Origin of the sequence: Billgrantia pellis, assembly GCF_008297955.1 — a bacterium.
Taxonomy (GTDB): domain Bacteria; phylum Pseudomonadota; class Gammaproteobacteria; order Pseudomonadales; family Halomonadaceae; genus Halomonas; species Halomonas pellis.
Map to the genome: position 1 here is coordinate 349,397 of NZ_VTPY01000005.1, position 13,999 is coordinate 363,395.

14 protein-coding genes are annotated in these 13,999 nt (G+C 62.4%); 12 read left to right on the forward strand and 2 right to left on the reverse strand.

All coding sequences use genetic code 11. From position 1 onward, the window contains the following. Positions 1-113 precede the first annotated feature (113 nt). From F0A17_RS14805 to chrA, 10 genes are all read left to right on the forward strand, one after another. Complete coding sequence (locus tag F0A17_RS14805; protein ID WP_149329108.1) at positions 114-1,298, forward strand: Bcr/CflA family multidrug efflux MFS transporter; 1,185 nt, start codon at positions 114-116, stop codon at positions 1,296-1,298. After that, a complete protein-coding gene (locus F0A17_RS14810) occupies positions 1,291-2,025 on the forward strand; it encodes a sulfite exporter TauE/SafE family protein (protein ID WP_149329109.1) in 735 nt (244 codons plus the stop codon). The genes F0A17_RS14805 and F0A17_RS14810 overlap by 8 nt, the downstream gene beginning before the upstream one ends. A 141-nt stretch (positions 2,026-2,166) precedes the next feature. Further along, positions 2,167-3,183, forward strand: a complete 1,017-nt coding sequence (locus tag F0A17_RS14815; RefSeq protein WP_149329110.1) for a substrate-binding domain-containing protein — start codon at positions 2,167-2,169, stop codon at positions 3,181-3,183. 73 nt (positions 3,184-3,256) lie between these two features. Continuing rightward, complete coding sequence (gene pstC, locus F0A17_RS14820; RefSeq protein WP_149329111.1) at positions 3,257-4,627, forward strand: phosphate ABC transporter permease subunit PstC; 1,371 nt, start codon at positions 3,257-3,259, stop codon at positions 4,625-4,627. 6 nt (positions 4,628-4,633) lie between these two features. After that, positions 4,634-6,004, forward strand: coding sequence for a phosphate ABC transporter permease PstA (gene pstA, locus F0A17_RS14825; protein ID WP_149329112.1), 1,371 nt, complete (start codon positions 4,634-4,636; stop codon positions 6,002-6,004). Between the two features lie 26 nt (positions 6,005-6,030). Continuing rightward, entirely contained in the window at positions 6,031-6,819 is a 789-nt protein-coding gene (gene pstB / locus F0A17_RS14830; protein ID WP_149329248.1) for a phosphate ABC transporter ATP-binding protein PstB, read from the forward strand. 2 nt (positions 6,820-6,821) lie between these two features. Continuing rightward, entirely contained in the window at positions 6,822-7,259 is a 438-nt protein-coding gene (locus F0A17_RS14835; RefSeq protein ID WP_422670992.1) for an arsenate reductase ArsC, read from the forward strand. Between the two features lie 370 nt (positions 7,260-7,629). Next, positions 7,630-8,646, forward strand: a complete 1,017-nt coding sequence (locus tag F0A17_RS14840) for an ArsJ-associated glyceraldehyde-3-phosphate dehydrogenase (RefSeq protein WP_149329113.1) — start codon at positions 7,630-7,632, stop codon at positions 8,644-8,646. Positions 8,647-8,740: 94 nt separating this feature from the next. Continuing rightward, complete coding sequence (locus F0A17_RS14845) at positions 8,741-9,085, forward strand: metalloregulator ArsR/SmtB family transcription factor (RefSeq protein ID WP_149329114.1); 345 nt, start codon at positions 8,741-8,743, stop codon at positions 9,083-9,085. A 39-nt stretch (positions 9,086-9,124) separates the two neighbouring features. Further along, entirely contained in the window at positions 9,125-10,348 is a 1,224-nt protein-coding gene (gene chrA, locus F0A17_RS14850) for a chromate efflux transporter (protein ID WP_149329115.1), read from the forward strand. A 162-nt stretch (positions 10,349-10,510) separates the two neighbouring features. On the opposite strand, the gene arsB is transcribed toward chrA, so the two are convergent. Continuing rightward, positions 10,511-11,596 carry an ACR3 family arsenite efflux transporter gene (gene arsB, locus F0A17_RS14855; RefSeq protein ID WP_149329116.1) on the reverse strand — a complete coding sequence of 362 codons (1,086 nt, stop codon included), beginning with the start codon at positions 11,594-11,596 and terminating at the stop codon, positions 10,511-10,513. A gap of 110 nt (positions 11,597-11,706) precedes the next feature. Between arsB and F0A17_RS14860 the strand changes: the two genes are divergently transcribed. Together F0A17_RS14860 and F0A17_RS14865 are read left to right on the forward strand one after the other, a co-directional pair. Next, complete coding sequence (locus F0A17_RS14860; RefSeq protein WP_149329117.1) at positions 11,707-12,393, forward strand: ABC transporter ATP-binding protein; 687 nt, start codon at positions 11,707-11,709, stop codon at positions 12,391-12,393. Then, positions 12,384-13,187 (forward strand): ABC transporter permease, encoded by an 804-nt coding sequence (locus tag F0A17_RS14865; RefSeq protein WP_149329118.1) that lies wholly within the window; start codon positions 12,384-12,386, stop codon positions 13,185-13,187. The genes F0A17_RS14860 and F0A17_RS14865 overlap by 10 nt, the downstream gene beginning before the upstream one ends. Before the next feature lie 10 nt (positions 13,188-13,197). Here the strand turns inward: F0A17_RS14865 and F0A17_RS14870 are convergent, their stop codons facing one another. Further along, positions 13,198-13,983, reverse strand: a complete 786-nt coding sequence (locus tag F0A17_RS14870; RefSeq protein WP_149329119.1) for an alpha/beta fold hydrolase — start codon at positions 13,981-13,983, stop codon at positions 13,198-13,200. Positions 13,984-13,999 lie beyond the last annotated feature (16 nt).

Genomic DNA, 13,999 nt, shown 5'->3' on the forward strand with positions numbered 1-13,999 from the left:
AAGGCTAATGTTTCATTTCGTGGCACGAGAGGGATACGAACGGAGGTGAGGTATTGCCTCGTCATGCTAGTATTATTAGCCACCTATCTTTTTGATGTCGCAATGGAGCTGACTTGACCCTTTCTCCTCGACGCGTGGCCCTGTTGGTGGCAACCAACACGGCACTGGCGCCTTTCGCCATCGATGCCTATCTCCCCGCCATGTCGGCATTGGCCGATAGCATCGGCGCCAGCATTCATCATACCGAGCTTTCCTTGAGCGCTTTCCTGGCCGGTTTCGCCCTGGGCCAGCTGCTGTTCGGGCCGCTCTCCGACCGGGTGGGACGCAAGCCGGTGCTGCTGGGTGGCCTGGTGGCCTTCCTCCTGGCTAGCCTGGTGATCACGACCGTCGATTCTTTGACGGAATTGCTGGCGTGGCGCTTTGTGCAGGCGCTGGGCGGAGGGGCCACGGTGGTCAACTCGGCGGCCATCGTGCGGGACTGCTTCAGCGGCCGGGAAGCCGCCAAGGTGATGTCGACCATGGCAATCATCATGCTGCTAGCGCCTCTGGTGGCGCCGGTAGTGGGCAGCGGGTTGCTCTACCTGGGCGACTGGTGGCTGATCTTCGTCTTCCTGGCCGGCTATGCCGCCTTCCTGATGTGGCTAATGGGCACGCAACTGCCGGAGACCCGGGCGCCAGGATCACCCGTCGCTTCGCCGCGCCAAATGCTGGGCAACTACGCCAGCGTGTTGCGACACCGCGAGGCCATGGGCTATGTGTGTGCGGCTTCCATGTCCTTTGCCGGTTTGTTCGCCTTCATTACCGCCTCGCCTTTTCTCTACCTGGACCATTACGGGCTGAGTCCGGGGCTCTATCCGTTGCTGTTCGGCGTCAACGTGGTGACCATGGCGGCTTCCAATCGCCTCAACATTCGCCTGCTGCGCCGGCGCAGTCCGCAGCAAAATCTCCGCCTGGGGTTGGCCATTCAACTGGCGGCGGCAGCCGGTCTCGCCCTGTTGGTCGCCACCGGACTGGAATCGTTGTGGACGATGGTGCCGCTGATCATGTTGTTCGCCGGCACCATAGGCCTGGTAGCCCCCAACGCCATCTCTTCGCTGCTGGACCACTTTCATCACATGAGCGCCACCGCGGCGGCCCTGCAAGGCAGCATTCAGTTCTCCTGCGGTGCGCTGGCCGGTGTGCTGGTGGGCGCCTTCCAGATCGATAGCGCCTGGCCCATGGTGGCCACCATGCTGGGGGCGTCGCTGGCAGGTAACCTGGGGTTGCGCCTGCTGTCTGCTCGGGCCGAGCATGCCTGAGGCTTGGCTGCTGTGGGTCAACATGTCGCTCGGCGCCTGGCTGGGCTGCGCCCTGGTGCTTGCGTTGGGAGCCTTCGTGCAGCGCGCCACCGGCTTCGGCTTGGCGGTGGTCGGTGCGCCGTTGTTGCTGATGCTCGAGCCGCGCCTGGTGCCGGTGATTCTGGTGCTTTTTGGCCTCACCGTATCGCTGATGACGGTGCGCCACTATCGGCACGAGGTCCGCCTCGGCGAAATCGGCATGGCGTTACTGGGGCGGCTGCCCGGCAATGCCCTTGGCTTGTGGCTGCTGCTTGCTGCGCCCATGGTGCTATTGGAGAAGCTGATTGCCTTTAGCGTACTGTTTGCCGTGGCGGTGACGCTGTTTCGTTTTCGTCTACCGGTCAATCGGGTAAGCCTGTTCGGAGCCGGTGTGATGTCGGGCATCTTCGGTACGGTGGCCGCCATTGGTGGGCCGCCCATGGTGCTGCTGATGCATGGACTGTCCCCGGATCGCTTGCGTGGCAATTTGGCCGCCTACTTTATCATCACGGCGAGTCTGACGTTCGTCACCCTGTTGCTAGCCGGCCAGGTGCGCCCGTGGCACCTGGGGCTTGCGCTCACGTTCCTGCCGGCGGTACTGGCCGGCAACGCACTGGCCGACCGTATTGCCCATCGCCTGGACCGCCGCCGGCTGCAGGGCGCCTCGCTCTCGCTGTGCACGCTGGCGGCGCTGGGGCTGTTGCTGTAAGCCCAGTCGTTACGATCCGTTCACTTGTCATCTTTCTGCAATCAAGTCGCCGCAGAATCACTCCTGCGAATGGCCAACGAGCCAACACGACACCGCCAGGCCGTGGGTCTGCCGGATCAAAACGCAGAGAGGATAGTGAAGATGAGCTTCAAGAAGAGCACACTGAGCATGGCGATCGCCGCTTCCCTCGCCGTCGGTTTCACGACCGCCGCCCAGGCCCGCGACACCATTCAGATCGCCGGTTCCTCCACTGTGCTGCCCTTTGCCAGCATCGTTGCCGAGGAGTTCGGTGCTTCCTTCCCCCAGTTCAACACTCCGGTGGTTGGCTCCGGCGGTTCCAGCGGTGGCCTGCGTCAGTTCTGTCAGGGGGTGGGCGAGAACACCATCGATATCGCCAACGCCTCGCGTGCGATTCGCTCGGGCGAGATCGAGAGCTGCAACGCCAACGGCGTCAATGACATTCTCGAAGTCATGTTCGGCTACGACGGTATCGTCTTCGCCTCGCGTATCGATCGTGGCGAATTCGCCCTGACCCCGCAGCACGTGTTTGCCGCTGCAGCTGCGCAAATTCCCCAGGACGGCCAACTGGTCGACAACCCCTATACCCGCTGGTCCGAGATCGACAGCGACCTGCCTGACCAGGAGATCGTGCTGGTCATTCCGGCCTCCAACCACGGCACGCGTGAAGTCTTCGAAGAGAAGGTGCTCCACGCCGGTTGCGACAGCTATGCCGAGATCGAAGGCGACGCCTGTAACAGTCTGCGTGGCGACGGCCGCATCATCGAGATCGCTGGCGATTACACCGAGACCCTGGCGCGCCTCGATGCCCAGGCCGAAGCGGTCGGTGTGTTCGGCTTGAGCTTCTACGACCAGAACCGCGATCGTCTGCAGGTTGCTACCGTCAATGACGTGACTCCGAGCCTCGAGACCATCGGCTCCGGTGAATACCCGGTTTCGCGTCCCCTGTTCTTCTATGTCAAGGGCGAGCATCTCGATGTGATCCCCGGTCTGGCTGAGTACACCGAGTTCTTCCTCAGCGACGCCATCTCCGGTTACGGCAGCCCGCTGGAAGATGCCGGCCTGATCCCGATGGACGACGAAGAGCGTGCCCAGGCACTGGAAAAGTTCCAGGCGCGCACAGCCGTGTCTGCCGAATAAGCCAGGCGTGGTGCCACGGGGGGCGGCGGTGCTGCCCCCCGACCTGTACGCAAGAGCGTAAGCTGGAGAGACGATGAACCTTGTCTTGATCGCTACCGTGCTGATTGTAATGGCGTTGGCCTATCAGATAGGGCTTTCGCGCAGCAGGGCGGTGGCAAACGGTGGGGTGCGGCTGCATTCCCGGCCCGGCTATTATGGTGTGCTGGTTGCCCTCTGGTGTGGGCTACCGGCACTGCTGCTTTTTGGTGTTTGGCTTCTGCTCCAGGATGCCATCATCGAGATGCTGGTGGTAAACCAGCTACCCCCGGAGCTGGCCGGCCTGAGCGAGCGCGAGATGCAGGCGCTGATGCGCCGTATCGGTGCGCTGGCTTCCGGCCAAGGGTTGGCCGGCGAGGTGGAGGCCTACGAAATTGCCGCTGCCCAGCAGATGACCCGCCTCGAAAGCATGGGACGGCTCGCCATGTTCGCGAGTATGGCCGTCTTGGCTGTCGTCGGCCTGGTGCTGGCGCAGCGGCGAATCTCGCCGCAGTTGCGGGCACGCAATCATGTCGAGCGTGTGATCACGGCGCTTCTGGCGCTCAGTTCCGGTGTCGCTATCCTGACCACGGTGGGCATCGTCCTGTCGCTGCTTGGCGAGGCGGTCCACTTCTTCAGCTATATCAGTCCGGCCGAGTTCTTTTTCGGTACGGTGTGGAATCCACGCTTCAGCAGTGCCGGTAGCGGGGGGCAGGGCCAGTTCGGTTTGCTGCCACTGCTGTGGGGCACCGTGATGATCAGCGTGATTGCGCTGCTGGTGGCGATTCCGCTGGGCCTGATGACCGCTATCTACATGGCCGAATACGCACCGCCTTGGCTGCGCAGCGTTGCCAAGCCGGTCATCGAGGTCCTGGCCGGTATCCCCACCATTGTCTATGGCTTCTTCGCCTTGATCGTGATTGGCCCCTTCCTGTCGGGGCTGGGCGACCTGATAGGCATCAACATCCGCGCCACGAGCGCCCTGACGGCAGGACTGGTGATGGGAATCATGATCATTCCCTTCGTCTCCTCACTGTCCGATGACATCATTACCCAGGTACCCAAGTCGCTGCGCGATGGCGCACTGGGTCTCGGCGCAACGAAGTCGGAAATGATTCGTCAGGTGGTGCTTCCCGCGGCCCTGCCGGGAATCGTCGGCGCCTTTCTGCTAGCCGCCAGCCGAGCCATCGGCGAGACGATGATCGTGGTACTGGCTGCCGGCAATAATCCGGTACTGCATGCCAATCCTTTCGAGGCCGTTTCCACTATTACGGTAACCATTGTCAATCAGCTGACCGGCGACATGGATTTCTCGAGCCCGCAATCGCTGGTGGCCTTCGCCCTCGGCCTCACACTGTTCGTTATCACCCTTGGGCTCAATGTCATCGCCCTGGTGGTGGTGCGCAAATACCGTCAGCAATATGAGTGACGCCTCGTGACCACAACGAACCTCGATACCGTCGATAGCAGACGCCGCCAGCGCCTCGATACCGTCCAGCGCTCATTGAAGTCACGCCATGCTCGCGAGCGTCGCTTCCAGGGTATGGGGCTGTTCGCCGTCATCACCGCGCTGGTTCTGGTGACGATCCTGTTTGCCAGCATCCTGATGCGTGGGGTGCCGGCATTCTGGCAGGCCACGCTTTATCTCGATGTTCACCTCGATCCAGAGGTGATCCAGGTCGATGAACGGCCCGTACGCCAAGCGGCGGAGAGCCCGGCACAGTTCCGTGAGCGCGAGCTCGTCTGGTTGAACCAGCTTGGTATGGTCAATTGGAATGGTTTGATCGACGAGGCGTTAAAAGCACACCTTCCAGGAGAGATCGAGTCGCGTCAGACCCGAGATCTACGCGCCCTGGTAGCCAGCGGCGAACGCTTCGCCCTGCGTGATCGCGTCATGGAGAATCCGGGATTGATCGGCCAGACGATTAGCGTGAAAATGCTCGCCAGTGCCGATGTAGATGTCTGGTTGAAGGGCAACATTGATCGTAGCCTGGCCGACAGCCGGCAGCAGCTGAGTGCTCAGACCCGGGAATGGGCGGACTATCTGAAAGAGCAGGGCGTCATCCGCAATAGCTTCAGCACGGCACTGTTCCTCAACACCGATTCGCGTAGCTCGCCTGCTTCGGCGGGCCTGGCCGGTGCCTTCATGGGCTCGTTGTTCATGATGTTGATCGTTATCGCTCTGACGGTGCCCCTGGGTGTGGCCAGTGCCATCTACCTTGAGGAGTTCGCGCCCAGGAATCGCCTGACCGATCTGATCGAGATCAATATCAACAACTTGGCGGCGGTGCCTTCGATCGTCTTCGGCTTGTTAGGGGCCGCGATCTTCGTCGGCTATCTCGGCCTGCCGCTCTCCGCGCCATTGGTGGGGGGGCTGGTACTCACCCTGATGACGCTGCCCACCATCATTATCGCCACGCGTGCCGCGCTTCGCTCGATTCCGCCATCGATTCGCCAGGCAGCACTGGGCATTGGCGCATCGCGCGTGCAGACGGTTTTCCACCACGTACTGCCCCTGGCGTTGCCCGGGATTCTCACCGGCTCGATCCTGGGGGTGGCCCAGGCACTGGGGGAGACGGCGCCACTGCTGCTCATCGGCATGAATGCCTTCGTGGCCAACGTGCCCAGTTCACCCATGGATCAGGCTACCGCACTGCCGGTGCAGATCTATCTGTGGCAGGGTAACGAACTACGCAACTTCTTCGAGGCGCGCACCTCGGCAGCCATCATCGTGCTGCTGGGTCTGATGCTGAGCCTGAATGCGGTGGCCATCTGGCTGCGCAAGAAATTCGAGACGAGGTGGTAACCATGACTGTATCCGTCACCGTGCCCATGGCGATGAACAAGCGCACCTTGGAGAGCCGAAACGTGAAGATGAGCGCCCGAGGTGTGAAGGTGTTCTATGGGGAGAACGAGGCCCTTCACGGCATCGACATCGATATTCTCGAGAATGAGGTGATTGCCTTCATCGGTCCCTCGGGCTGTGGCAAGTCGACCTTCCTGCGCTGTCTCAATCGCATGAATGACACGATCGCAGGTGCCCGCGTCGAGGGACAAATTGCCCTGGATGGTAACGATATCTACGATCCCTCTCTCGATGTGGTACTGCTACGTGCTCAGGTGGGTATCGTGTTCCAGAAGCCCAACCCTTTCCCCAAGTCGATTTACGAGAACATCGCCTACGGCCCGCGGTTGCATGGGTTGGCCAGACGCCGTGCCGAACTCGACGACATCGTCGAAAGCAGCCTGCGTCGTGCCGGCCTGTGGGACGAGGTGAAGGATCGTCTGGACCAGCCCGGCACCGGGCTGTCGGGCGGGCAGCAGCAGCGCCTGTGCATCGCTCGCACCATCGCCGTCAGCCCTGAGGTGATCCTGATGGACGAGCCGTGCTCGGCGCTTGACCCCATCGCCACGGGCAAGATCGAGCAGCTCATTGACGAACTGAGCGAGAGCTACACGATCGTGATGGTAACTCACAACATGCAACAGGCGGCACGGGTGGCCCACAAGACCGCATTCTTTCACTTGGGAGATCTGGTCGAAATGGGAGATACCGACGACATCTTCACCAACCCTCGCGAGCAGCGCACCCACGATTACATAACTGGCCGTTTCGGCTAATCATGAGCGAGGTGAGCCAGGTGAAAAAGTATCGGGTCCTCTTTCTCTGCAATGCCAACTCCGCCCGGTCGCTGATGGCCGAAGCGCTGCTCAACCACATCGAAGGCGAGCGTATCGTCGCCTTCAGTGCCGGGGTCGAGCCCGACCGGCCGCATGAGCTTACCTTGGAAGCGCTGCATCATTTGGGTATCAGCACCGAGGGGCTGGCAAGCGAGCCACTGGAGAGCTACGCAGGGGAGCATTTCGATTCGGTCATCATCCTATGCGAAAAAGCTCGGCAGACCTGCCGGGAATGGCAGGGGCAGGCCGATGAGGTCGTCTTCTGGGATCTTCCCGACCCCCGCCTCAGCGACGATTCCTCCGCATATCGCAAGACGCTGCGCGAGATTCGTGGACGATTGCAGCTGTGGGTGGATGCCAAGCTGCGCAAGCTGGGTTGACTTTCTCGCAGTGCCGCAGAAAGCCTGCCTGTATGGCAAGTGTCTGGCGACCCCGCTCGATCTCGGTCGCGCATGAGCGACAGGCCAGTGCCGTTGACGCTGAACCAGAGTGAGGCACCCAGCGCTGGACGAGTACGATGACGGAGCGGCTGGCGTTGCCACAAGTGCAGCTGTCTTCTTCCATCGTTATTGTCCCGATAGGGTGAGACAAGGCGCCATTCGTCGCGTTCACTCGGTTATCACGGATAGGCGGTTGGAAGGTGAGCGGGGCCGTTGACATAAATTTGACACGGCAGATATGTATATATGTAATTCCATATATCTCGGCCCGTTCCACGATCCGATACATCTTTCCAACCCGGAGAACGCCATGACGATTCGTGTCGGCATCAATGGCCTTGGCCGCATGGGGCGACTTTCCCTGCGCTGCCTGTGGCCCCATGTTGCGCGCGGCGATGTCGAACTCGCTCACCTCAATGATCCGGGTGGCGACGCGGCAACGTTCGCCCACCTGCTCGAGTTCGACTCCGTGCACGGCCGCTGGGTACCGGGGAAGGGGTTCCAGGCAGAAGAGGAAGCACTGGTGATCGACGGCAGGCGTATCTCGTTCACCGGTGACCGCGAGCTGGTCGATAGCGACTGGTCCGGCTGCGATGTCGTCATCGAGGCCTCGGGCAAGATGAAGAGCCGGGACAAGCTGCAAGCCTATCTCGACCAAGGGGTCTCTCGCGTTGTCGTCACGGCACCGCTCAGAGAACAGGGTGTCCTCAACGTGGTCATGGGCGTCAATGACGAACGCTATGATCCCGGCGAGCATCGTATTGTCACTGCTGCGAGCTGCACGACCAACTGCATGGCACCGGTGGTCAAGGTCATCCTCGAGTCATTCGGCATTCGCCATGGCTCGATGACCACCGTGCACGACATTACCAATACCCAGTCGATCCTCGACACGCCGCACAAGGATCTGCGTCGGGCGCGGGCCAACAGCCAGAGTCTGATTCCCACGACGACCGGCTCGGCCAAGGCGATCACCGCCATCTTCCCCGAGCTCGAAGGCAAGCTCAACGGCCATGCCATCCGCGTGCCGCTGCTCAACGCCTCGCTGACCGACATGGTCTTCGAGCTGGAGCGCAGTGTCACCGTGGAAGAGGTCAACGCAGCGCTCAAGGTAGCCGCCGAGGGCGAACTGGCCGGCATCCTGGGCTTTGAGGAGCGTCCGCTGGTCTCGGTCGATTACCGTACCGACCCGCGCAGCTCGATCATCGACGCGCTCTCCACCATGGTGGTCAACGGCACGCAGCTGAAGCTGTACGCCTGGTACGACAACGAGTGGGGCTACGCCAACCGTACCGCGGAGCTGGCGCTGAAGGTGGGCCGTGGCTGAGTCGATCGATCCCGCGCAATCGCCGAGACGCTGCGCTTAACGGCACCCTATCGCTAAGATGCACGCGACCGTATTGGAGGGCCCCTTGGCCTTGATGGATCCCGTTCGTGTTTTCAAATGCCTGGGAGACGAGACTCGGCTAATGCTGATGCTTCTTGTCTTGCGCGAGAGCGAGCTGTGCGTCTGTGAAATGTCTCACGCTCTGCAGCAATCCCAGCCCAAGATATCACGCCACTTGGCCCAGTTGCGTCAGTGCGTCCTGCTTGAGGATCGCCGCGAGGGGCAGTGGGTCTACTATGGCTTGGCGCCAGAACTTCCTGATTGGGTCATGACGATCCTGAACGCAGCCGCATCGGGTCAGGGCGAACGCCTTGAAGCCGTCCAGACTCGCCTGCGTGGGATGGGCAATCGTCCCGAACGACGCCTGGCCATGTGTTGAGACGGCTCGGTCTGGAATCCTTCAAATGTAAGTGAAACCATGGAACAGCGAACGGTAACCGCGACAGCAGGGCATGTGGGGGAGGTCTTCAAGGCGTTTCTGTTGTTGGGCCTGACCTCCTTTGGAGGCCCTATCGCTCATCTTGGCTATTTTCGCACCGAATTCGTGGCGCGACGCAAATGGCTGGACGAGCAGGCGTATGCCGACCTGGTGGCGCTGTGCCAATTCCTGCCCGGTCCGGCCAGCAGCCAGGTAGGCTTCGCCCTCGGATTGATGCGAGGGGGCCCTTGGGGCGCTGCCGCCGCATGGCTGGCCTTCACGTTGCCCTCGGCCCTGGTGCTCGTGCTGTTTGCCTACGGGGCTGCGGTCATGGAGGGGGCGGTTGGGCGTGGTGTCATCCATGGGCTAAAGATCGTCGCCGTTGCCATCGTGGCGCATGCCGTATGGGGCATGGCGAAGAACCTATGCCCCGATCGTCAGCGGGCTACCATTGCCTTGGCGGCAGCACTTGTCGTGGTGTTGATAAACGGTTCACTGGGCCAGGTGGGGGCCATCCTGGCCGGGGGGCTGGCCGGCATCTGGTTGTGTCGCGGCCGTGTCGTGGCCACTGCGAGCCATCTGTCTCTACCCGTTTCCCGCACTGCCGGCGGGGCTGCCCTCGTGCTTTTCGTTGCCCTATTGGCTGGACTGCCGCTACTTACATGGATTGTCACGAGCCAGACGCTGGAGGTAATGGATGCGTTCTATCGCGCCGGGGCCATGGTGTTCGGCGGCGGCCATGTCGTTTTACCCTTACTCGAAGCTGAAGTGGTGCAATCCGGCTGGGTGAGCTCGGATGCCTTCTTGACGGGCTATGGTGCAGCGCAGGCGGTTCCCGGGCCGCTTTTCACCTTTGCCGCTTATCTCGGCAGCGTGTTGGAACCTGCCCCCGACGGTTTGGTTGGTGCGATCATTGCGCTATTGGCCATTTTCCTACCCGGGATGCTGCTTCTGGTTGCAATACTGCCGTTCTGGAACACCTTTCGCCAATTGGCGGCCGCCCAGGCCGTGATGCGTGGTGCCAACGCCGCCGTCGTCGGTATCCTGGGTGCCGCGCTCTACCAACCGGTGTGGACGAGCGCCATTTTCGGTCCCTACGATTTCGCGCTGGCACTGACGGGCTTCGTGCTATTGAGCATATGGAAAATGCCGGCTTGGGCCGTGGTTTTGATCGTGGGTTCTGGTGGGGTGGCGGTCAGCTTGTTGACTACGTCTGCTTTTTGAAAACGCACGAAATCAGCTATATCCACCAAGAAAGCAGCGCCATATTGAGCTAATGGAATGCTGCATTGCGGCTTCGTCACCTTCGCGTTTCGTTGGGTGGGCGCAGCCAGCCCGCTAATGGCGAGTGCTACTCGAAACGCGATGGCAATGCGCTAGTCATGCTCAATCGAATGTCTCGTTGGCGCGGGAAAAATGCTCGTGGGTATTGTTGGCGATGCGTACCAGAGCCAGCATCAGTGGCACCTCCACCAGAACGCCCACCACCGTGGCCAGCGCCGCGCCCGACTGCAGGCCGAACAGCGCGATGGCGGCGGCCACGGCCAGCTCGAAGAAGTTGCTGGCGCCGATCATGGCGCCGGGAGCGGCTACGTTGTGCGGTACCTTCCACGCCTTGGCCCAGCCATAGGCGATGAAGAAGATCAGGAAAGTCTGAATGATCAACGGAATGGCGATCAGCACGATATGCAGGGGGGTGGCGATGATCACGTCGCCCTGGAAGGCGAACAACAGCACTAGGGTGATGACCAGTCCGATGGGTGTGAGCGGTCCCACCTTCTTCATGAAGACGTTGTCGTACCACTCGAGGCCGTGGCGGGCGATCAGGGTGCGCCGGGTCACGCAGCCGGCGGCGAGCGGTATGACGATGTAAAGAAAGACAGACAGCGCCACGGTGTCCCAGGGCACCTGGATACTGGAGATGCCGAGCAGGAAAATCACGATGGGGGCGAAGGCGAACAGCATGATCAGGTCGTTGAAGGCTACCTGCACCAGGGTGTAGGCGGCGTCGCCGCGGGTCAGGTAGCTCCACACGAAGACCATGGCGGTGCAGGGGGCGGCGCCGAGCAGGATGGCGCCGGCCAGGTACTGGCTGGCCAAGTGTTCCGGAATCAGTGGCTGGAACGCCACCATCAGGAAGAACCAGGCGATGGCGAACATGGTGAAGGGCTTGATCAGCCAGTTCACTGTGGTAGTGATAATCAGTCCCTTGGGCTGGCGGCGCACGTCCAGCACGGCGGCGAATTCGATCTGCGCCATCATCGGGAAGATCATTGCCCAGATCAGGATCGCCACCGGTATCGATACCTGGGCGACTTCGAAGCGCGAGAGAGTTTCTGGCACCGCCGGGGCGAACTGGCCTAGCAGTACACCGGCGACGATGGCCAGTGCCACCCACACGGAGAGATAACGTTCGAACAGGCCCATGCCCTCGGTTGGCGGAGGCGCCTGGGTGTCCTGATGTGAGGTCATTTCGTTATCCGAAGGGTAAAAAGAAGTTTGAAGACAAGCCCTGGTGAATTAACTTGAACCTGCTGGTTTATTATATATGGATACCCATATATAGACAATCGAGAGGTAACATGGCTTCGACTTGTCAGCCTGCGGGTTCGCGCCACTGCCACTTCTTTTCCACCCGGCGGGGAAAAGCCTTGTCCGAAGAGTGCTTGCGACTCGACCGTGTTGCCATCGGCGAGCTGGCCGAGGTCAGCCTCGACGTCGCACCTGGCGAGATCGTCTGTCTCTCCGGCGCCAGCGGTTCCGGCAAGAGCCGGCTGCTGCGTGCCGTGGCCGACCTTGAACCCCATGGTGGCGAGGCCTGGCTGGGCGAACGAGCCCAATCGAGCCTGCCGGGGCATGTCTGGCGGCGGTGTGTGATGCTGGTGCCGGCCGAGAGCCACTGGTGGGAGGAAACGGTGGGCGAACATTTTCCCCAGGAGCCGGAAGCATCGGAACTGGAAGCGCTGGGGCTGGCCCCCGATGCCCTGGCCTGGCAGGTGGGGCGGCTCTCCACCGGCGAGAAGCAGCGCCTGGGGTTGCTGCGGGCCGTGAGCCGCGAGCCCGGGGCACTACTGCTCGACGAGCCCACCGCCAACCTGGATGATGCGACCAGCGAGTGTGTGGAGGCCTGGCTGAAGGCGCGTATCCACGAGCGTGGCTGGCCGACGCTTTGGGTCGCCCATGACCGAGGGCAGATCGCTCGGGTAGCCGGCCGACACCGGCGGATTGCGAACGGGCGACTGGAGGAAGTGGACGCAGCATGGACGTGATAGAACTCTCCTGGTGGCAGCTGGCGCTGGCGGCGATGATGGTCGTGCTGCTTGCGGCCTGTACCGTCGTGATGCGGCTGGGCATGGGGCGCAGCCTGCTGGTTGCCGCGCTGCGCACCGTCATTCAACTGGCGTTGGTCGGTCTGGTGCTGGAGGCGCTGTTCGCCGCCGAGCGGCTGGTGTGGGTCGTGCTGATGGCGCTGGCGATGCTGCTGGTCGCCGGGCGCGAGGTGATGGCGCGCCAGAAGCGACGGTTGCTGGGCGGCTGGGCCTTCGGCATCGGGACGCTGTCGATGTTTCTCTCGTCGTTCACCGTCGCCGTGCTGACCCTGACCGTAGTCATCGGCCCCGAGCCGTGGTATCGCCCTCAGTATGCCATTCCGCTGCTGGGCATGCTGCTGGGCAACACCATGACCGGCGTGGCTCTGGCGTTGGATCGACTGACCGATACCGCCTGGCGTCAGCGTGGCGTGATCGAGAACCGCTTGATGCTCGGCGAGCCGTGGCAGGTGGCGATTGGCGGCATCCGTCGCGAGGCGATGCGTAGCGGCCTGATGCCGATGATCAACGCCATGGCCGCCGCCGGCGTGGTCAGCCTGCCGGGCATGATGACCGGCCAGATACTCGCCGGCACCGCGCCGGCGCTGGCGGTGAAATACCAGATTCTGATCATGTTCGCGATCACGCTGGGAACCGGTTTCGGCACCTTGGCCGCGGTATCCATGGGCAGTCGGCGCCTTTTCGATGGACGCGAACGGCTACGCCTCGACCGTCTCGCCGCTCCCCAAGGATGACGGCGGGCATCTAGCGGATCGTCGGATCGGCGAGGAAAGGCTGTAGGGCGTCGAGCAGGCGCTCCGGGCACTCGCGATGGGGGACATGGCCGCAGTCGGCTAGCAGCTGTGCCACGGAGGGGCCCGCCGTCAGCGCTTTGATGCGTGCCGGCTGCTCGGGGGAGCCATATTCATCGTCTTCGCCGTGGAGCGCCAGCGTCGGGCAGCGTACCTGACGCAGGGCATCGTCCAGCCGCCATTCGCGGAAGGCCTCGGAGTGCCAGTTGTCGACCCAACTGCGCAGCACCCACTCGGCCTTGTCGCCATGGTATCTCGCCAGCCGCGCCATCTGCTCGGGGTCGGCGAAGGCCCGCTCGGCCTCGCGGATCCCCGCCAGGGTGCAGGGTTCGATGAAGGCTTGGGCGCCCATCGTCACCAACGCCTCGCAGGCGTCGGCATGGACTCCGGCGGCGTGGACGGCCATGCAACCGCCCACGCTGTGACCCAGCAGCACGAAGCGTTCCAGGCCAAGTCGCTCACATACCGCCGCCAGCGCTTGCCGTGGCTCGTCGGCGATGAAGCTGGACGGTTGCCGACCGACATGGGGGTCGGATCTGCCGTAGCCAAGCCGGTCATAGGCGACAACGGGGCGTCCCGTGCGCCGCGCCAGGCGTTCCGGGAAGTCCCGCCAGAGGGCTACGCAACCCAGGGAGTCGTGCAACAGAACGATGGGACAGCGCCCCGGCAGCGCCTCCGCTGGCATCCAGCCGACGGCGTGGAGGATGCCCCGTGGCGTCGCGATGCGGTACTCCCTCATGGCGGGTACTCCTCAA

Bases quoted from the DNA above. Each gene is read 5' to 3' on its own strand.
- F0A17_RS14810 (WP_149329109.1), top strand. From the start codon at position 1,291: ATGCCTGAGGCTTGGCTGCTGTGGGTCAACATGTCGCTCGGCGCCTGG.
- F0A17_RS14815 (WP_149329110.1), top strand. From the start codon at position 2,167: ATGAGCTTCAAGAAGAGCACACTGAGCATGGCGATCGCCGCTTCCCTC.
- pstC (WP_149329111.1), top strand. From the start codon at position 3,257: ATGAACCTTGTCTTGATCGCTACCGTGCTGATTGTAATGGCGTTGGCC.
- pstB (WP_149329248.1), top strand. From the start codon at position 6,031: ATGGCGATGAACAAGCGCACCTTGGAGAGCCGAAACGTGAAGATGAGC.
- F0A17_RS14835 (WP_422670992.1), top strand. From the start codon at position 6,822: ATGAGCGAGGTGAGCCAGGTGAAAAAGTATCGGGTCCTCTTTCTCTGC.
- F0A17_RS14840 (WP_149329113.1), top strand. From the start codon at position 7,630: ATGACGATTCGTGTCGGCATCAATGGCCTTGGCCGCATGGGGCGACTT.
- F0A17_RS14845 (WP_149329114.1), top strand. From the start codon at position 8,741: ATGGATCCCGTTCGTGTTTTCAAATGCCTGGGAGACGAGACTCGGCTA.
- chrA (WP_149329115.1), top strand. From the start codon at position 9,125: ATGGAACAGCGAACGGTAACCGCGACAGCAGGGCATGTGGGGGAGGTC.
- arsB (WP_149329116.1), bottom strand. From the start codon at position 11,596: ATGACCTCACATCAGGACACCCAGGCGCCTCCGCCAACCGAGGGCATG.
- F0A17_RS14860 (WP_149329117.1), top strand. From the start codon at position 11,707: ATGGCTTCGACTTGTCAGCCTGCGGGTTCGCGCCACTGCCACTTCTTT.
- F0A17_RS14865 (WP_149329118.1), top strand. From the start codon at position 12,384: ATGGACGTGATAGAACTCTCCTGGTGGCAGCTGGCGCTGGCGGCGATG.
- F0A17_RS14870 (WP_149329119.1), bottom strand. From the start codon at position 13,983: ATGAGGGAGTACCGCATCGCGACGCCACGGGGCATCCTCCACGCCGTC.